10 protein-coding genes and 4 pseudogenes are annotated in these 20,893 nt (G+C 39.5%); 5 read left to right on the forward strand and 9 right to left on the reverse strand.

Annotated elements, in window-relative coordinates; all coding sequences use genetic code 11:
- Nucleotides 1-2: 2 nt before the first annotated feature.
- The 3 genes from NXM86_RS10420 to NXM86_RS10430 form a co-directional block, all read right to left on the reverse strand.
- The gene (locus tag NXM86_RS10420; protein WP_081189739.1) at nucleotides 3-1,403 is read right to left on the reverse strand and encodes a UDP-N-acetylmuramoyl-tripeptide--D-alanyl-D-alanine ligase; all 1,401 of its coding nucleotides are present in this window, start codon (nucleotides 1,401-1,403) and stop codon (nucleotides 3-5) included.
- A 978-nt stretch (nucleotides 1,404-2,381) separates the two neighbouring features.
- Entirely contained in the window at nucleotides 2,382-3,212 is an 831-nt protein-coding gene (locus NXM86_RS10425) for a formate/nitrite transporter family protein (RefSeq protein WP_062754356.1), read from the reverse strand.
- Between the two features lie 446 nt (nucleotides 3,213-3,658).
- Nucleotides 3,659-3,964 (reverse strand): hypothetical protein, encoded by a 306-nt coding sequence (locus NXM86_RS10430; protein ID WP_318282003.1) that lies wholly within the window; start codon nucleotides 3,962-3,964, stop codon nucleotides 3,659-3,661.
- 549 nt (nucleotides 3,965-4,513) lie between these two features.
- Here NXM86_RS10430 and NXM86_RS10435 point away from each other — a divergent pair.
- From NXM86_RS10435 to NXM86_RS10445, 3 genes and pseudogenes are all read left to right on the forward strand, one after another.
- Complete coding sequence (locus tag NXM86_RS10435; RefSeq protein WP_097354540.1) at nucleotides 4,514-5,899, forward strand: amino acid permease; 1,386 nt, start codon at nucleotides 4,514-4,516, stop codon at nucleotides 5,897-5,899.
- Between the two features lie 268 nt (nucleotides 5,900-6,167).
- Complete coding sequence (locus tag NXM86_RS10440; protein WP_498957997.1) at nucleotides 6,168-8,213, forward strand: molybdopterin oxidoreductase family protein; 2,046 nt, start codon at nucleotides 6,168-6,170, stop codon at nucleotides 8,211-8,213.
- Between the two features lie 853 nt (nucleotides 8,214-9,066).
- Nucleotides 9,067-10,233, forward strand: a pseudogene (locus NXM86_RS10445) (IS256 family transposase).
- Nucleotides 10,234-10,599: 366 nt separating this feature from the next.
- Here NXM86_RS10445 and NXM86_RS10450 read toward each other — a convergent pair.
- The 4 genes and pseudogenes from NXM86_RS10450 to NXM86_RS10465 form a co-directional block, all read right to left on the reverse strand.
- A pseudogene (locus tag NXM86_RS10450) lies at nucleotides 10,600-11,933 on the reverse strand (dihydrolipoamide acetyltransferase family protein).
- A gap of 28 nt (nucleotides 11,934-11,961) precedes the next feature.
- Entirely contained in the window at nucleotides 11,962-12,981 is a 1,020-nt protein-coding gene (locus NXM86_RS10455; RefSeq protein WP_081189682.1) for an alpha-ketoacid dehydrogenase subunit beta, read from the reverse strand.
- 25 nt (nucleotides 12,982-13,006) lie between these two features.
- Complete coding sequence (locus NXM86_RS10460; protein WP_081189685.1) at nucleotides 13,007-14,014, reverse strand: thiamine pyrophosphate-dependent dehydrogenase E1 component subunit alpha; 1,008 nt, start codon at nucleotides 14,012-14,014, stop codon at nucleotides 13,007-13,009.
- A 239-nt stretch (nucleotides 14,015-14,253) separates the two neighbouring features.
- Nucleotides 14,254-16,202 (reverse strand): annotated as a pseudogene (locus NXM86_RS10465) (sigma-54-dependent Fis family transcriptional regulator).
- Between the two features lie 310 nt (nucleotides 16,203-16,512).
- Here NXM86_RS10465 and NXM86_RS10470 point away from each other — a divergent pair.
- Together NXM86_RS10470 and NXM86_RS10475 are read left to right on the forward strand one after the other, a co-directional pair.
- Nucleotides 16,513-16,844: pseudogene (locus tag NXM86_RS10470) on the forward strand (YmaF family protein).
- A gap of 414 nt (nucleotides 16,845-17,258) precedes the next feature.
- Nucleotides 17,259-17,588 carry a thioredoxin family protein gene (locus NXM86_RS10475; RefSeq protein ID WP_081189684.1) on the forward strand — a complete coding sequence of 110 codons (330 nt, stop codon included), beginning with the start codon at nucleotides 17,259-17,261 and terminating at the stop codon, nucleotides 17,586-17,588.
- Between the two features lie 585 nt (nucleotides 17,589-18,173).
- On the opposite strand, the gene NXM86_RS10480 is transcribed toward NXM86_RS10475, so the two are convergent.
- Nucleotides 18,174-19,457: a (Fe-S)-binding protein gene (locus NXM86_RS10480; protein ID WP_498959028.1), complete on the reverse strand. Its 1,284-nt coding sequence runs from the start codon at nucleotides 19,455-19,457 to the stop codon at nucleotides 18,174-18,176.
- Complete coding sequence (gene glcD / locus NXM86_RS10485) at nucleotides 19,457-20,869, reverse strand: glycolate oxidase subunit GlcD (RefSeq protein ID WP_498957998.1); 1,413 nt, start codon at nucleotides 20,867-20,869, stop codon at nucleotides 19,457-19,459. The genes NXM86_RS10480 and glcD overlap by 1 nt, the downstream gene beginning before the upstream one ends.
- Between the last annotated feature and the right edge of the window lie 24 nt (nucleotides 20,870-20,893).

A 20,893-nucleotide genomic window follows, 5' to 3' on the forward strand; every position in this document is an offset into this window, starting at 1 on the left:
ATTCATGAAACGATGATTTTCGCCTTTAGTTCTTTAAATGAGTCCTGAACCATGACACGATGAGGGATCTTGAGAAGCACGATCGCTTCCTCGTTTAAAAGAGGGTGAAGGATCTCATAGATTTCCGTCCCGCTGTTGGAAAAATAAACTTTACTTGGATCCATCCCGAGTTCTAGGGCTTTTCTTCCGATTTCCTTCGCTTCATCCCCCACCACAATGAGAAAATCCACTTGTGTTTCGATTACTTTCTCTCCCATCTTGGCATACTCTTGCCGTGCATACTCTCCGTCCCCTAACTGGGGCATATATCCTAAAAGAGCGATTTTCGTTTTGGAACCGGCAATTTCTTTCATTACTTGAAGAGCGTTTGCCATAGAAAGAGGAGTTACATTCCATGTATCGTCAATGACGGTGCAGCCACCGAGCCCGGAATGGAACTCCAAATGTTCGATTACTTGATTGAACGACGCCAATCGCTCGCACGCTTCCTTTATATCCACCCCTGCACTCCACACCGCTGCGATGGCGGCAAGCGCATTATACACGTTATGTTTGCCATACCCTGGCACAAAGACGGGATAGGTTTGATTTTGATGACGGAGCGTAAACCTCATACCTTCTCGGTCATAGGCGACATCCGTTGCTTGAAAGTCGCATCCGTCGCTGAAGCCGAAATAGAGAATGATGTTGCGGAATTTACTCACATCAATTTTTTTGATGTTCTCGTCATCCGCATTTATGATGAGAGTTCCGTTCACCGGATCTAAATCATGCAGGATTTCCGCTTTCGCCTCCAGATAACGTTCCGGAGTTTTACATCCCACCAAATGATACACGTCAATGTTTAACAAAATCCTTATCTGTGGGCGAAAATATTTTATATAAAAAGTGATATCCCCTGGGGAGTCTACGCCCATTTCAATCACGGCTGCTCCTGTTGTCTCATCAATTCCAAGAAGATAACGATGATTTCGATGACCGCCGTTGAAACTCTTATAAGTAGCTTGGACTTTATAACGTTTTTCAAGAATATGTTTAATCATTTCTTTTGTTGTTGTTTTACCGCAGGTTCCTGTTACCCCTATAATGGGGATATCAAAAAGGCTGCGGTAATAATCAATGAACTTCCAATAGGCCTCATCTACATCTTCTACTTTTATGACAATCACATCATCGCCAAGATGGTTAAAGTCTTGTGGCTTTTCCGTTACAACAACAATAGGTTTATATTTTTGAAACAGCTTGGAGCGGATTTTTCTTTTTGTATATAAATCAATGAGCAGTGTATGATTATCTACCTTATAGCGTTTCGTTACCACATTCTTAATGAGAGGATTTCCCGTTCCTTGCACCAATGACCCGCCAATTTGAGCAACAATCTCGTTTAGATAAAGCCATTTCATATACGTTTCCTCTCTTCCTCATTTTCTCGGTGTGTAATATTGTATACATGCGATTGTGATGTGGTTACTGTATATTGGGCGGGAGCCTATTTATACGACCCGGCATTAAACAGATTTTAAGACATGATACGGCAATCAGATGTGAAAGGTTTGTGCCATTTCCCATCTGAAAATGAATGAAGCACAACATCTGACGCAATGTTCTGAGCATTGTGCCTAAGTACGCTTATTTAAAACTAAATAAAAAATGGTCTACTGTATCTGCCAGTAGACCACCATCATAGATTGCTTGCCAAGAAAAAACGAGAATATAACCTAAAAAATCGGAATAAGACTTCTGTTTTGTAAGACCATGCATATTCATTGTTCAAATTGAACCTCATGTCCATTCCCAGGTTTTCGAGCCTAATTATTGATAAAAAGGCACCTTTCAGTAAAAAAACGTTTAATATGTAGTAGCTTGGCTAAATGAAAAACATCAAAAAGGAGCATTCCTCCCGTCTTGGAAACCATATGCAGTGACTAAAAAACACACTTCCAAACGGTGAACATGATTTCCAATTTTGTTATTAAACGTGTAATGCCTAGCGAAACTGCCCCTCTTTTACCGGATTACCCCCTGATTTTGAAAACACCCTATCTGATTTAAGGTTATTCATGAATCTCTCCCACCTACACTCCGTTTGAAGGTGGGAGTTTTTACTAAATTCATCAAAGAAGCTTCGACGAAGAAGAAGGACTCCTTCCCCTACTCGGATGAACCCATCGGAAGCCTTTTCGACGGAATAGTAAGCAACATCAGTTTTTCAAGTTTCCCATTATGAATACCGATGGACAATTCAATTTTTCCATTTTCATGGATGTTGAAGCCGTTTTTTACGAAGTCAATTGCAGAGGATTGGAAATTTTCTTTTTCTATATTTTCAATCGTCATTCATCATTTTGAACAAAATAGTTTGAGTATGGGCTTGCATTTCATCATTTGTTTAAAATTTTCTCTTTATGAAACAAGTATCCAACTGACTGTTTTGCTGAAACGTGCCCTTCTTTTTGAGATGTCAAATATGTATACAACGCTCCCATAAACAGGGCACCGCCGACAATATTGCCTAGTGTAACAGGAATAATGTTATGCACCACTCCTGCTAAGTCGATCGCCGCTGGATGCGGGACTGCTAATGCAATTGAAAAGAGGACGAAATTGGCAATGGAGTGTTCGTATCCAGAAGCAAAAAAGATAAAAACAATAAGAATCATCGAAAATACTTTTGCCATATCCTCTTTCATTTGCATTGGAATAAAAATCGCTAAACAAACAAGCCAGTTACAGAGAATTCCTTTAAAAAAGAGCTGCATCGTTGTTGCATGCATTTTTTTCGCCGCCACAAGAAATAATAAATGGTCTTGTGGAATATGATCAAAAACACCGGATTGTGAAATAAGAAAAGCGAAAAATACAGCACCTAATAAATTACCGCTATAACATGCAAGCCAATTCCGCAACGTATCTTTGATTGTCGTTTCTTTGTGCAAAGTACTGATTGTAAAATACATCGTATTACCAGTAAATAGTTCTGCGCCACCGTACATAATTAATACTAAGGCGATTCCGAAAAAAATACCGCTTACTAAATAAGTAGCAGGAGAATTCGCTTCACGGAAAAATTCGCCTACACGAAAACAAAGAACAAGTGCAAATCCGATGTACACCCCTGCCAAAGCAGCCCGCATCACATATTGAACAAGGGAACGATCGAGAATGGTTCGTTTTTTTACAGCCAACTCTTTACATTTTTGAACTGCTTCCATCTCTCCGACACTTCTCTTTCATTCTATTTTGTGATTTTTTTCACATTCTTTACGATATATAACATACGCCCTTCCCACCTATTTTTCAACATATCGATGGAAATGTTAAAATAAATGTCAACAATTCCATTTGTAACCGTTTACTAAAAAAAATAATCGTTGCAAATTCAATAATAGTTGTTTTAATATAACTAAGATATTAGTAGTTCTTTTCCAAGCATGATCTTGCTTCTCTAACACGTATTAATAAATTCATTTTTCAAGCATGTACAAAGTTTCGAAAAAGAGGAGTGTCTTCGTGTGGTAGAAAGCCCCATCGAATGGTTCCGATGGGGCTTTTAACTATTTCAATCAATCGATTTTAATTCCGTTAGCAAGGGATTGATTTCGTTCATCCAGATATCCTGCCAAAATATCTGTAGTTTGGATGTATTTTTGTGCATTTTTTATGAAAAACCTTTACAGCGGGACTGAATTTCATCTAAATCCGCTATGAGCTGCTTTATTTCTTCTTGTGACAATTTCACAGGCATTTGATCGTAAAGAATGAGTAGCTGTCCTTCTTCCTCATTTTGATGATTCTTCAGATAGTCTGACAGATGCTGCAGCTGATGTGGTTGGAGGACGGATTCAATAAAAAACTGTTTGAACTTTTGGATGGTAAAAACGTTCATTTCATTGTCATATTCACCGGAAATAATGCGCCCTTCGATCCATGGCATGCCTGTTTTTCCTCCAGTTTTTGTTTTCATTAGTATTCCCTAAAAAATCATTTTTTATCAAATTGCCGCGATTTCCCGCACGAATTCGCTTCCTTGCAAATAGTCTTAAAAGCGGCACTTTCTTGCAATCCATCGCTCTCCCGCCAAATTCCAACCTTCCACATCTTATAAAAGGAATTGCACTTCTTCATCTGTCAACCTCATTACCGTTTGCCCCCTCGCATTTTGTAGCCAGAAACGGTCGACCAACATTACATATCAGTGTAAAACCATATATAGAAAAAACCTTCTACAAATATATAAGATTAATTGTATAACAATGAGTTTGCAACATACTCTTGACAAACAAAAGGACATTATTATATTTTAAAAACATATATTTTATACTTAACTGCACAAAAGCATAAAAGCGTAGAAGCGTTTAAGTGAAAAAGTTTCGAAAAGGAATATATTAAAATGAAAAAACAACCTTTGTCTTAACAATCTTTGGTCATTATTTTACCTTTTCTTTCTAGCATGTTTATTTCAGTTTTAGAACTCTATCATTGTTTAATATCGCGACAGAAAGGCAGGACAAACATGGAAAAAAATCATCAAGATTTAAAGAAAGGTTTATTGCCTAGGCACGTTCAGTTTATTGCTCTAGCAGGCATGATTGGAACGGGTATTTTTAAAGGAAGTTCAGATACGTTAAATATAGCGGGGCCAAGTGTCGTTTTTGCTTACTTATTAGGAGGCCTATTATTATTTATTGTGATGGCGGCATTGGCGGAGATGGCCATTGTCTACCCCAACTTAAACGTTCAACATCTTGTATATAAAGCGTTTGGATTTCATATATCCTTTATCGTAGGATGGCTTTATTGGATCAACTGGACGATTGTCACCATTGTCGAAATTTTAGCGGCAGGAAGCTTCCTAAAATATTGGTTTCCATCCGTACCTTTATGGCTTTTAAGTTTCCTTTGTACCGTCTTGATCGTCGGAATTAACTTGTTCCATGTAAAGTACTATGGGGAGATTGAGTTTTGGTTCGCAGGAATCAAAATTATCGCATTAACCGCTTTTATTATTTTAGGTTTTTGTATTTTAGTAGGAATCATTCCAAGTGCTATTGACAATCCTTTGTCTAACTATACGGAACACGGTGGGTTCTTTCCACATGGAATCGAAGGAATGTTGAGCGCCTTTTTAGTCGTCATCTTTTCATATGGCGGGGCAGAATTGATTGGTGTTACTGTTACAGAAACAAAAGACGCAGAGAAGGTATTGCCAAAAGTAATCAAGGGAACCGTATGGAGAGTCATTCTTTTTTATATTCTTCCTATTCTTATTATATGTGGTTTAATGCCATGGAACAACGTTTCGGGGGAAGACAGTCCATTTGTTCAAGTATTGAGCATCACAGGGCTGCCTGGAGCAGCACATATCATGAATTTTGTTCTCTTAACAGCCGTTTTATCAGCAGCAAACACGGGGATCTATGCAACTTCGAGAATGTTATATTCCATGGCTCAAAACGGTGAAGCTCCAAAAAGATTATTAAAGATTTCCAAACAAGGAATACCGATAAACGGTATTTCTATCGTCACCATATGTATATTGATTGGGGTATTTTTCGCTTATATGACTCCAGATCAAGTCATCAGCTATCTAATGACGATACCTGGTTTTACGGTTCTTTTAGTATGGATGAGCATTTGCTTGGCACAACTAAAGCTCCGTTCCCATTATAAGGAGAAACCGTTCTTCCAAGTAAAATGGTTTCCATATACAACTATTTTAGCAATCGTATCTTTATTGATCATTTTCATCTCTTTTCTATTTAATAAAGATAATATCATCGGTTCTACCGTTTGCCTTATCATATTAGTGCTGCTTGCCACATTTTCTTTTTTGAACAGAAACGGAAGAGAAAAAAACTGTGAATATAAAGGAAAAAAGAGTCTGGTGCAAAATCTCTAAAATTTGGACATTATAGGTCTCGTGGGTTGTATTTCTAAAAACACAGCCATTCCTAGTTATTATTTATGGCAATATCTTGTTATTAGCATTAAAAAACTCAGATTGAATAGTAAGCCTTAGTAAAATGGGACAAGGAAAAAACACCTCCTGAATCGAAGTATAACTTCATTCGATTGATGGAGGTGTTTGTCTTTATGGAGACAAGAGTTTTTAAATTAACAAAATAGTATTATGATAGATATAACCAGATTATGAAAGGAGCCTATATATGCATTCATTTGTAAAGCAGCCAACAGGTGTATTTCCATCGGTTTGTCCTCTGGATTGCCCTGATCAATGTGGGTTACTGGTACATAAACAAGATGGAAAAATTGTAAAAATACAGGGAGATCCGAATCATCCTGTGACAAAGGGAAATATATGCAATAAAGTACGGAATATGACTGAACGAATCTACGATCCAAAGCGCTTAAAATATCCAATGAAACGTACAGGAGCTAAAGGAGAAGGGAAATTTGAACGGATAAGCTGGGACGAAGCGATCGAGACAATTACTTCCAAATGGAAAGAGCTGATTGAAACAGATGGGCCTGAAAGCATTCTTCCGTATAGCTTTTATGGCAACATGGGAATGCTCAGCGCTGAAGGAATGGACCGGCGGTTTTTTCATCGGTTGGGCGCCTCCCTGCTAGATCGGTCAATTTGTTCGTCAGCTGGCTCGGAAGGCCTTAAATATACAATGGGAGGCGGCTTTGGAATAGACCCTGAAGATACTATTCATTCAAAATTAATCATCTTCTGGGGAATCAATGCTGTAAGCACAAACATGCATCAAGTTGTGCTTGCGCAAAAGGCTAGAAAGAATGGAGCAAAGATTATTGTCATTGATGTACATAAAAATCAAACCGGCCAATTCGCAGATTGGTTCATTCCAATATTGCCGGGTACCGATGCTGCTCTTGCACTGGGCATGATGCATATTTTATTTGCCGAAAACATGGTAGACAACGATTTCTTGAAGAAGTATACAGTCGGACATGAAGAGTTGCGTGAGCATGTTGTCCAGTACGATCCCATCACTGTTTCTGGAATAACAGGTGTTCCCGTTGAAGATATTTATAAACTAGCCAGAATGTATGGCCAAATCACACCTTCCTTTATTCGAATCGGCAATGGTCTTCAGCATCATGACAATGGGGGCATGTGTATTCGTACCATTGCTTGTCTTCCTGCCCTGACAGGACAATGGCTTGTAAAAGGCGGCGGTGCCATCAAATCAAATAGTGGTTATTTGGCCCTTAATACAAGGAGCTTGCAACGCCCGGATTTGTTGCAAAATAAACATACACGAATCATAAACATGAATCTGCTCGGTCAAGCATTATTGGAATTAGACCCACCGATAAAATCATTATTTGTGTACGGGACAAACCCTGCGGTTGTTGCACCGAATAGCAATAAAGTAAGAAAAGGTCTGGCAAGGGAAGATCTCTTTGTCGTTGTGCATGACTTATTTTTGACAGAAACAGCAAAATACGCAGATATTGTACTTCCTGCAACATCTTCATTCGAAAATACGGATCTTTATACATCATACTGGCACCATTATGTTCAAATTCAGCAGCCAGTTATTGAACGATATGGGGAGTCCAAATCAAATGTCGAAGTGTTCCAATTGCTTGCGAAAAAAATGGGTTTCGAGGATCCATGTTTCTATGAGACAGAAGCTGAAATGATTTCGCAAGCCCTAGATAACCCAAACAATCCTTACCTTGAAGGAATCGATTATGAAACATTGGTTAAAAAGCAGTATGTAAAAGCAAATGTAAAACCATTGTTGCCAGGAAAATTGCCAACACCTAGCGGAAAAATTGAACTTTATTCAAGGAAGATGGAACAAGATGGCTACCCTCCTTTGCCAACCTATACGCCACTTGCTAACGATGGAGACTTTCCATTTTTGTTTGTGCCTGGTCCTAACCATAATTTTTTAAACACAACCTTTTCTAATAATGAAAAACACATTTCTTTTGAAAAAGAACCACGTTTGCATATGAATATCAAAGATGCTTTATCGAAGGGGATCAAGGATGGGGATCAAGTTCGAGTGTGGAACAATCGAGGAGAATGTGTATTGAAGGTTTCTATTGGAGAAGACGTGCTTCCAGGTGTCGTTGTCACTCAAGGTCTCTGGGCCGATGCCCCAGGTACGAAACATCTGGTAAATTCTCTTACTCCTGACCGAGTTGCCGATATGGGCAATGGAGCGACTTTCTTTTCAGGGAGGGTGAATGTGGAGAAAGTTTTGGATTGAAGAAAAAAGAAAAATTTGAACATATCCCTGTCAAGTAGACAGTATAATAACCATCCTTCTTCAGTGGCTTAGTTGAACCCCCTTGGGTGCCAAGGGGGTCTGTTTATGGAAACTTCCTTTAAGATGAATGATGTGAATATAATATTCGTGATTTTCGTTTATCTTTGTAGCCCAGGATATTGCCAAATTCCGGAATTCCGAAACAAGTCACGGTAGATCACAATCATTTCATCTTTCATTACTTTGTGTGCTTCCTCGATTGTTGGGTAGTCCAAATAAACAACATTGGTGAATTTTCTGTTGGTATGTTTGCCATTCATTTTATCATAGGCTCCGTTAATCAATACTGTTGATTAATTTAAAGCGGAAAATTATTGAAGGTATTGCACGCTGTATGTACGAAGCACCAAGCGTTCGATGCGAAGCGAATGATGCAGGACATCTTTGGCCTCGAAACGGCTGCTTGATGCCTATAGTCTCGATTCTCTAGACAACAAGGATGACACGGAGAAGCTGGCGCGATATCATCCATTCGACCTTGAGTCCCTAAAGGAGCTTAGCCAGCCTCTGCCTGATGACTAGACCGAACGAAGGAATGTAGGCACAAGGATGCCAAGAGACATGGGAGGGTTCGTCATCATCAGCGATGCAGAGATCCACGGTGCATCCCATACGCTTCCCCCACTACAACCAAATTTAACCAGTAGTGGCCGCGAAGCGTACCCCATCAATGTAAGATATACACATATTTAAGAAATAATGTTAGAAACTTTGTCGAAAAATATTTTTTTGACACCCCTGAGACGGCTACAACCGTTGATATATCAACATTTATAGAGGGAGAACCCTACCCATATCTAAAAGTATACCAAATGTCGACTGGGCAAATCAACTGGAAAGTGTCATTCGTCAGTTTGTGAAGGAAAAATTAGAGCTGATTATGCGGGAAGAAATCAAGAATTTCCTCGAAATCGAACAGGATGGAACGCCGAATAGGAGAAACGGCTACTATCAACGAAATCTAGATACGCAATATGGCCGGATGGAAGGTCTTTTGGTCCCTAGAGACCGAAACGGGGAATTTCAAACCCAATTGTTCGCTCCTTACCAACGCCACACCGGCTGGCTGGAGGAAGCCATCATCAGGATGTATCAAAGTGGCATGAGTACACGGGAAATTGGCAAGTTTATCGAACGAATTCTAGGAAATGCTTATTCTCCAGCGACGATCAGCCGTATTACCGATGTCGTGAAAGAAGACATCGAGAAATGGCACCATCGTCCACTATCCAAACGTTATTCTGTCTTATATTTGGACGGCTTGTACGTGAAACTTCGCCGCGATACGGTAGAGAAAGAAGTCATTTATGTGGTGTTAGGAGTGAATGAAGAAGGGTATCGCGAAATTCTTGATTTCTTCGTGGGAGGACAAGAAAGCGCCTATGGATGGCAGGAAATTCTTCAACACCTCTATCAAAGAGGCGGCAAGGAAGTGCTTCTGGGCGTATTCGATGGATGACCGGGGCTGGAGGAAGCCTTTAAGGCGGTGTATCCGAAAGCCGATATGCAGCGTTGTGTCGTGCACAAAGTACGTAATACCTTAAATCGTGTTCGGAAAAAAGACCAATTCGAAATGGCGGAGGATCTGAAACTCATTTATCGTTCTCCGAATAAAGAAATCGCATTGGAGATGTTTCAACAGTTTCAATCCAAATGGTCTCGCAAGTACCCAAGGGAAGTCCAATCTTGGGCCAATGAGTTGGATGTCCTCCTTACATTTATGGATTATCCAAGCAGTATTCGAAGTGTGATTTATACGACCAATGCCATCGAACGAACGATCAAGGAAATTCGGAAACGTCTCAAGCCCATGAACAGTTTGAGTAGTTTAGAAGCCGCTGAAAAAATCGTGTATTTGACGATTCAAGATTTTAATGAGAAATGGGCAGGAAGAAAGTTACGAGGATTTGCCGAAGCGCATGAAGCCCTCGAGCGAATGTTTGAAGAACGTTATCATTAACCAAATACTGTAAATAAACAAAATAGGGGGATTCTCCCTTTCCACACAGGAGACCGAATATTCAGTCTCCTGTGTGGAGAAAATCAGTCCCCTATCAATTCAAATCCATTTCAGAGAAACCCTACCCCATTACATTACACAAAATTCTTGACGGTACCCAATTGTTTATTTAATTCAATTAATTTTCGAAGTTGAGAATTAGGAATGTCTGGATATACTCTTCTTAACTCCATTATATCTCTTGCTAATAATTGTCTTGCACTCTCAATTCCTTTTGAACTTCTCAAAAGGTGAAAAGCAAACAAAAACCCTGGGGAATTCCCCAAGGCCTATTTTTGCTTGAAACCATTCTGTTTGCCAAGATTTTTATATTACAAATAACAAATCTGGTTCGCTTAAATATTTTTTCAGTTCGTTTAAAGCTTTTTGCGCTAAAACGCCATCGATTAACCGATGGTCGTAGCTGAGTGATAAAGCCATCATCGAGGCGATTTCAATGGAATCATTGATGACGACAGGTTTTTTCTCCACTCTGCCGATGCCTAAAATACATGATTCTGGATGATTAATAATCGGCGTGAACCAGGAACCATCCGCTGATCCGATGTTCGATATCGTACATGTGGATCCTGTCATTTCATCCGCTTTGATGGAACCGTCTCTTGCTTTTTTCGCTAGCTCTTGAATTTCTTTGGCGATTTGGAACAATGGCTTTTGATCTGCGTGTTTAATCACCGGAACGACAAGGCCGCGGTCGGTGTCGGCGGCAAAGCCGATATGATATTCATCTTTTAAGATAATTTCTTCTCGTTCATCGTCCAATGAAGCATTTAACATTGGATATTTTTTTAACACAGCTGTTAACGCTTTGACCACGTATGCTAAATAGGTAAGTTTAATTCCCTCTTCATCTGCAAATGGTTTTACTCTTTGGCGATGAGCCACAAGTTTGGTTACATTGGCCTCATCAAAATGAGTCACATGCGGAATCACCGATTTTGAATGAACCATGGCGTTTGCAATCACTTTTCGAATGCCAGTAAGCGGGATTCTTCGTTGACTTTGCGTGATCGTCTCTTTTTGCGTTGTTTCCTTGCCGGCTGCCGCTTCTTTCTCCGCTTCTGTTTGTTCTAATTTTCGTTTGGCAATGACAGCCTCGACATCGCTTTTAGTATTCTTCCATTTGGTCCAGTTGGTGTCACTTCATCAAGGTTCACATTGTGTTCTCTCGCAAATTTGCGTACAGATGGTGCCGCTTTTACAAACCGGTTTGGTTGTTTTTCATCTTCGCTTTGCTTTGCCGCGTTTCGGATGTCTTCTTCCGTGACTTTGCCGTTAGGTCCTGTTGGAGTGACAAGGCGCCAATCGACCCCAAGTTCTTTGGCTAATTTTTTTACACGCGGAGTAGCTTTTCTCTCCACCGGAACCTCTTGCGCCACTTTTGGTTGTTCCTCTGTGGAAGATGCTGTTTCAATGACGGCCAATACTTCCCCAACGGCCGCAGTCTCGCCTCTTTTTTTCCGGATTTCTTTTACAACGCCTGACTCCGGAGCTTCAATTTCCGAAACAGCTTTTTCTGTCTGAACTTCAACGAGCGTATCGTTTTTTTCTACGGAATCACCTTCTAAAACGTGCCAGAAGGTGATCAAACTTTCATCATGAGTATCGGATAGTCGAGGTAATTTTACTTCGATTAACATGGCTACCTCCTGTATTGGAAAATCGATTTTATTCATTTACTAGTTTCATTGCTTCGTTAAAAATTTTGTCTGCATTTGGCAAGACAAATTGTTCAAGCGGACGACTGTATGGAATTGGCACGTCTGGAACGGCCAATCTTCTGACCGGTGCATCCAAATCATATAAACCTTCTTCGGCAGCGATTGCGGCAATTTCTGCCGTCATGCCGTATGATAAGTAATCTTCATCAACTACCAGCAAACGATGCGTCTTTTTAATCGACTGAAGGATCGTTTCACGGTCTAAAGGAACGAGAGAGCGCAAATCAATGACTTCCGCCTGAATGCCATGTTGTTCTAGCTTTTTCGCAGCTTCTAAAGCGTGATGGGTTGTCATTTGGATGCCTACAATCGTAATGTCTGTCCCTTCTCTTACTACTTTTGCCTTGCCGATTGGCACGGTGTACGCTTCTTCCGGAACATGGCCGACGGATGCATCCAATTGATCCATCCATCCTAGTCCTTGCAATGTCTTATGGAACATAAAGACAACTGGATTATCATCCCGGATGGCGGAAATCATCATTCCTTTTAAATCATACGGAGTGGATGGCGCTACCACTTTCATTCCCGGAAGGTGCGCAAAAGTGGCATATAATGTTTGCGAATGCTGGGCAGCGTCGCTGTATCCTCCACCAACGGCTGTCATCAACACCATTGGCAGCTTAACCCGGCCTCCTGACATGTACGGGATTTTTGCCATATGGTTATAAATTTGGTCCATACAGACGCCGAAGAAATCAACGAACATTAATTCAACAATCGGCCGCATTCCTTCTGCAGCGGCTCCAATGGCAGCACCGATAAATGCCGTTTCAGAAATCGGTGTATCGATCACCCTTTCAGGACCGAACTGTTGAAATAATCCTTCTGTTGCCCCGAATATGCCTCCGTATACACCGACATCCTCTCCCATGACAAACACGTTTGGATCTCTTTCCATTTCTAATCTAATCGCTTCTGCAATCGCTTTATTTCCTGTTAATAAGCGTTGCTTTGTTTTTTGCATTTTGATAACCCCTTTCTATAGTGATTTAGACAAACAGATCTTTTAAAGCATCTTCCGGTTCAGGATAATCGCTTTCGCGCGCGAACTGATAAGCAGCTTCGACTTCTTGCTTCGCCTTATTTTCCAATTCGATCAGCTGTTGTTCTTCTATTCCGTATTCTTTGATTAAAATTTGGCGCATGCGAACAATTGGGTCTTTTTCTCTTAGTAAAGTAACTTCATTTTTATCTCTGTAAACTTCCGGATCTCCTTGGAAATGCCCTAAATAACGGTAAGTTTCAATTTCAATAATCGACGGCCCTTCTCCCTTTCTCGCTCGTTCCACTGCTTCTTTTGAAACATGGTACATTTCGAACGGATCATTATCTTTCACATAATATCCTTTAATTCCATAAGCGACAGCTCTTATATCATTGGATGGAACCGATGTAGATGCGGATTTAGGGACCGAAATTCCGTATTGATTGTTTTCAATCACGACAATAAGAGGCAAATTCCATAGTGCCGCCATATTTAAAGATTCATGGAAAGCCCCTTGATTGGCCGCTCCTTCCCCAATAAAAGCAACCGCTACCCAATCCGTTCCTTTTTTCTTTGCGGCAAGCGCTGCCCCAAGTGCATGCGGAATGCCCGCTCCGACAATTCCCCCGCAGGAAAATTTGACATCCGGATCAAATAAGTGCATATGGCCGCCTTTGCCTTTTCCGAGTCCGGTCACTTTGCCAAAGATTTCAGCGGTCATTCTATTTAAATCTACTCCTTTGGCGATCGCGTGATGGTGCGGACGGTGCGGAGACGTTACCGTATCTTCTTTCTTTAGATGAACACATATACCGACAGCAGCCGGTTCTTGTCCCGTTGCCAGATGCATTTCGCCCGGTACAGGCCCTGCACCGATATTAAAGACAGGGTTCTTTCCTTCGGCATAAGCTTCTGCCATTTTATCCTCGTAATAACGAATTTTGTACATTGTTTCGTACATCCAAGTAAGATGATCCAAAGAAATCGTCGTCAACTTGCTCTCCTCCTTCATTAAAAATAAAACGTTTTCATCTATATTAAGATGCAAAAAACGTGCCAACATAGGCGGATGAGAGGAAGAAAATCTATAAAATTGATCAGTTTCATCGTTCTATCAAAAAAATCTAGAAGTTTTCTATGAGATGTAGATTCTGCTAATAGTTTTTTAGTAAAAAAATAAAGTGTCCCATTTTGGAACACTTTGTTGCGACATACTGATACAATTTGATACAAAATGAAACAATTATTTACTTAATAGGAAATATTAAATTTTTTCATTTGCCGATAAAAAGTGCTTCTGGAAATCCCTAAATGTTTGGCTGCTTTCGTGATATTCCCGTTACATAAACGTAATGCCTGGATAATAGATTGTTTTTTGATCTCATCCCTATGTAACGACATCTCCTCCCTTTTTTGCCCTGGAAACATTTGAAACACTTCTTCCGGTAAATCTTTTGCAGATAAAATTGGTTTTGTATTTCGGTTTAACGTTCTTTCTAGTATATTTTGCAATTCCCGAATATTCCCTGGCCAGTCGTACTGAATGAGAGCTTCTAAAAAGTCTGGTCTGATTTCTGGAAACGGCTTGTTTAATTTTTTGCAAAGTTTACCGACAAAGTGATGGACAAGAAGCGGTATATCTTCTTTTCTTTCCCGCAAAGGAGGCAGAGTGATCGGCATGACATTGAGACGAAAGAACAAATCTTCCTGAAACTTCCCTTTTGGACTTCCTCGCGGAGATTTTTATTTGTGGCTGCAATAATTCGGACATCCACTGGTATCACTTTATGGCCGCCGATCCGCATCACTTCTTTTTCCTGGATGACCCGTAAAAGAAGGACCTGCATTTCCAAAGACATTTCGCCAATTTCATCTAAAAAGAGCGTTCCGCCATCAGCAAGTTCAAATTTTCCTGCGCTTCCTCCTTTTTTGGCTCCCGTAAAAGCCCCTTCCACATAGCCGAACAGTTCACTGCCGAGAAGATCGCGAGGAATTCCGCCGCAATTGATGGCAATAAACGGTTTGTTTTTTCTCTTGCTCGCGTTATGGATGGCTTGTGCGAACATTTCTTTTCCCGTTCCGCTTTCCCCTAATATTAAAACGTTGGAATCGGTTGCTGCGGCAAGTTTGGCTTCATTTAGTTTTTGAATGAAATGCGGATGCTGTCCGATAATATCATCAAACGTTATTTTTGCCTGATTTCCGGATAAACAATTGACAAATTGGCGCACTTTTTCGATTTCTTTCAGCATGATCATCGAACCAATCCAACGTTTGTCTTTATAAATGGGGATTTTATCGATCATTACATGATGGATATTTCCTGATGGCTTCACTTTTAAATGGAGTTCCTTGTTTTGCAGATAGACAGGCTTATTCGAAACAATAGATTTATTTATAAAAATTTCGTTGACCCTTTTCCCTTCTAGATGCGATTGATCGAGGCAAAGAAGTTTCTTCAGCTGATCATTGGCTTTTATAATTTTTCCTTCTGTATCAATAATTAGGATACCCTCTTTCATATTATTGGTTGTCGCTTCAAGAAACCTTTGCATCATGATATTTTTTTCCGTATTTTCATTTAATTTCAATTGATACTCAATGGCTTTGACTGCTGAAACCACCATGCCCAACGTATGAGGATGCACCTTTTCATATGGGCCGGAGACATTTAATACTCCGATAATGTTGCCTTTGGAATCATGAATCGGGGCTGCGGAACAAGTCCATGATTGACATATTTGCGAATAATGTTCCTCAGCAAATATTTGTACAGGCTGATCGATAACAATGGATGTTCCAATTGCATTGGTGCCCATGGTTTGTTCGCTCCAATCCGCTCCCTCGACAAAGCCGATTTTAGCAGCCATTTCTAGTGTATCGGGATCACCAATTGATTTTAATAGCTGTCCTTCTTCGTTGCAAAGGATGACTAAAAATCCAGATCCCTTTACGATGGAATAGAGTCCTTCCATGAATGGCATGGACCAATCAATAAGATTTCTATACCGTTCTATTTTGATTTTTTTTATATGGCCATATGGCTGAAAAGGATCTACCTTCCATTTTTTTGATCGAATCCATGAGTCTTTGACAATGGGGGAAAGCTTTTCATCTAGTTCATTTTTAAAAATAAAGCGCTTCCACATTTCTTTGACATCCTCCCGCCGACTATTCACGCCAAAACACCTCCGCCACATATCAAGGGGTTGGTGGTTTATCCGTGAACTAGTTTGCTATTTTTCAGCATCAGAATGAAGTAACTATTAGACTTAGGATGTTTTCGGTGTTTGAATCGTTCAGACTGGCTCATTCCGGCTGTTTTTCTATATTGTAGCATTGAAAATTGGTATGATGCCAAAAAAAACGGATTGAGTTGGTCAATCACTTTTGATAGATTTAAATTCATTTTCTATGCTTTCTTCTTTTGTTTGGCAGACAATACTCCCCCATAACATCTAGACGACCATCATCATATGATATACGGAAAATGAATGAAGGGGAAAAACGATGGAGATACCTGTTAGCGGATATTTAGTTCATTCCGATGATTCGGACACACATACTCCCATAACCTGTATATTACTACTTGGGATGGCAGGCCTGTGCATGTCCACCAATTCTCCGGGGTTACTTCTTACGACGCGGGCCATAGACATCAATATGTTGGCGTGACAGAACCCGCGCCAAGCGGTGTTCCGCATACACACCGTTATTTTACATTTACATCCTTCGATGATGGGCATAGGCATGAGATAAGAGGCGTTACCGGACCGGCTATTCCACTTCCAGGCGGGGGACATTATCACGAATTCTCCGGCGTTACAGCAATCAGCGGATAAATTCCTCACTCGCATCGATACAGAGGAAGAACAAGCGGTGCATAAAACTAATGTTACCTGCACCGCGTATCAGTAGTTGACCGAAAATAATGGATATATGGCATCGCCAGTAAGCACTTGTATCTCTGATTCTACAATTCTTCTATAATCAAAGTGTTGCAAAGCAAAAACTCAAAATTTACGCATAATGGTGCGTGTAGTAATAGCGGTTCTACGAGGCTACTCTAACCCATGCTCTTTCACTGGCTGAATGCATGTTCAATCGAATAGCGAAAACTAAACAGCCGCGCTCCTCCTTTTCAACAATGTCAGGGCAGATGACTGCAGTATCAGAAACAAGAATTCTGGCAGCTTACTGTAGTATAATGTTGTTGGAAATCAGCATGGAAGGAGACGAAATGAACTTTGAATGCAATGAATGAACTATTTTCCATAGAAGAAATCGAGCAGTTCGTAAGCAACCATCATTTAGCATTTTTATACATCTCGAAAACAAATTGCGGTGTTTGTCATGCGTTGCTGCCAAAAGTGAAAAAAGTCATGGCGGAATTTCCAAAAATTCATATGGCCTTTGTCAACGCCGATGATGTCCCAAACATAGCAGGACACCTTTCCATATTTACCGCACCTGTTTTGATTTTATATGTCGATGGAAAAGAAGTTTTACGAGAGGCAAGATTTGTTCATGTTGAACAGTTTAAAGAGAAAGTGAAAAAGATTTATTTTTTAGCGGAGCAATCATGACTTGTTTACGTGGTGAAGCCACCATTTTGGCTGTGGTTCGATCATCTCACAAGCGGAAACGCTAACGAATGTATTCATGCGTTGAGTCTTCGATATATGATAAGCCGATCGAATCATCGATCGGCTTGAAGTCATAAAAGGTATTCTCGTTCTACGAAGAGAATGAGGCTGCTTAAGCAGCTGGACTGCATAATCAAACGAAAACAAATAGCAGCGCTTGACCTTTACTAGCTAACTCCTCAAGCAAAATCTTCCAATAATTAGAATGAGGTCTGGAATAAACGGAAACGCTTGGCCATTTCATTCATCGTTAAAGCTTTATGTTCTGCCAACTGTAATGATATCTTGGCGGTGCTTGAAATAACGGAATACACGCTCGAAACATTTCGTTGCTTTTCTTTTTTGATGTTTAATTTGAAACTCTAATAAAGGAAGTTTTCAATTAAGAAAAACACCTGAAATGACTTCACCATTACACATAATCCTCCCGGACCAAAGACTACGGCTTGGTATTAAAAATTGGAACAATTTCAACAACAAAACTTCAAATTTCAAATTATATAAAAACATATTACTTATTGTTTGTTATTTCGTTGCTTCTAACAATAGATCAACGATATGAACAGCTTTTACATCTTTTAGTCCTTCTCTTTCAATTCCAAGCTTCATTTGCATTAAACACCCTGGATTTGCTGTTACTACTGTCGTTGCTTTTGTTTCCTTCATTTTTTCCATTTTATGATCTAAAATTTTATGGATGTTTTGGTTACAACTATCAGCATTTTCCATTTCTATGAATGTTACTCCTTTAATTGAACGAAGTAATTCTCTGGGAGCTTTCGAAGTTTTCATGACGTTTCTTAAATGACAAGAATCTTGATATGTTACGATTTGATCAGGGAGAGAAAGACGATATTTTTTGTGAAAATTAAGCTCAAATAAAATTGCAGTAATGTCTTTTATTTTTGCAACAAACTTTTTAGCACGCTCTGACCATTGTGGATCATCTTTTAATAAATGGTCATATTCAATCAAGAAAGCACCGCATCCACCTGCATTTGTAATAATAAATTCGACATTGCTTTTTTCAAATGCTTCAATATTTTGTTTCGCTAGTTCTTTCGCTAGTTCTTTTTCTCCACTATGACCATGTAAAGCACCGCAACATGCTTGTGTTTTGGGAATAACTATTTCACACCCAGCTTTTTGTAATAATTGAATCGTGGCGTTATTAGTTTCGAGAAACAACGTATCCATTAAACATCCGGAAAAGAAAGCAACAGTTGCTTTTTTCGTCACTTTCGGCGGTATATATTCAGATCGCTGTTTCAATGTTTTTCTCTTAGGAACATCAGGCAATATTTTTTCCATCTCCCTGAGATGATCATGAAATAGTTTCATGAATCCTATTTTACGTACCACTTTTTGAAGTCCAGATCTTTGATAAAATCCAACTAAGCTAGTTATGTTTATTAAATTACTTTTCTTAAGAAATAGTTGTTTAAAAACCGCATTTCGAACTGCTCGCACAGGTAAAGAATGTTTTTTATTTTGGTTTATTATGTCTCTTGCTTCTTCTAATAAATGTCCATAATTCACACCTGATGGACATACCACTTCACACGCACGACATCCTAAACATAAGTTTAAAGACTTCTCAAATTCATCATCTGGTTGAATGACCCCATCATATACTGCCTTCATTAAAGAAATTCTTCCTCTTGGTGATTGGCTTTCTTTATACCCAGATACAATGTATGTTGGACAAGATGGTAAACAAAAACCGCATTTCATACAATTTAATAGCTCATCTTCGTCCATACGTTCCTTGAATGCTTTTTGAATATTTTGTTTTTCTGATTCCGTCATCATTTTGATATCACCACACGTTTTCGTGTATCTTTTGCGAATAATTTCCCAGGATTCATAATATTGTTGGGATCTAATGCATCTTTTATCGATTCCATCACACTGATTCCAGATTTCCCTAATTTCCATTCTAAATAAGGCGCTTTCATGGCTCCTACTCCATGTTCTCCAGTAATTGTTCCTCCAAGTTCAATGGCCTTTTCAAATATTTCAGCAAAAGCTTTTTCCACTCGTTCCATCTCATCTTTATTACGAATATCTGTCGTACATGTAGGATGAAGGTTTCCGTCTCCCGCATGACCAAACGTGCATATTTTTACATTATATTTTTTGGCTATTTCATTAATGGCTTTGACCATTTTTGCAATTTCTGATCTTGGAACAGTAGCATCTTCTAAAATGGTAGTTGGTGCCAGTCTGGCTAAAGCAGACAAAGCGGTACGTCTCGCTGTTCGTAAAGCTTCGGCTTCTTCTTCAGACTGGGCAATTTGTACAGATACAGAATTTTCACTTCTGCATATTTCTTCTATGATCTTCATATCTTTATTCACATTTTCAGGAGTTCCATCTTGTTCAATAAGTAATACAGCTTGCACATCTGTTGGTAGACCGATTTGTGAATATTCCTCCACTACTTTTAACGTAGGCTGATCTAAAAACTCTAAGGTTGCCGGGATTACTTTATTCGCAATAATTTTCGATACGGAACGCGCAGCAGCTTCTAAATTTTGAAATAAAGCGAGCATTGTCTTTTTTGACTCAGGTAGTGGGATAAGCTTCAATGTTGCTTCTGTAATCACTCCTAAAGTGCCTTCAGAACCTACAAATAATCGCGTTAAATCATACCCTGCTACATCTTTAGCTAGTTTTCCTCCTGTTCGAACAATTTCTCCATTAGGAAGAACTACCTCTAAAGCCAATACATAATCACGAGTTACTCCATATTTAAGTCCTCTTAACCCACCAGAATTTTCGCTTATATTACCTCCAATTGTTGATATTTTCATTGAGCTTGGGTCTGGAGGGTAAAACAAGCCTTTTTGTTCCACCGCTTTGATTAAATCAAGTGTGATGACTCCTGGTTGACAAGTGACGGTTAAGTTTTCCTCATCGATCTCTAAAATTTTGTTCATATGTTTAAATAGAAGAACAATTCCCCCTTCAACAGGACAAGTACCAGCGCTTAAGTTAGTACCCGAGCCTCGCGGAACAATTGGTATTTTATATTCATTACACAATTGAAGTATTTTAGATACTTCTTCTGTATTTCTAGGTGAAATTACCGCGTCCGGAATCGATTGAAAATTAGGAGTAGCATCATATGAATATACTAACCTTTCTACTTCAGAATCTTCAAAATTTTCTTCCCCCACAATATTTATTAATCGATTCTTCACATCAGGAGTAATCATTAAAACCCCTCACTTTTATCATTT

This window comes from Geobacillus sp. CX412, assembly GCF_027942335.1.
Lineage (GTDB): Bacteria > Bacillota > Bacilli > Bacillales > Anoxybacillaceae > Parageobacillus_B > Parageobacillus_B toebii.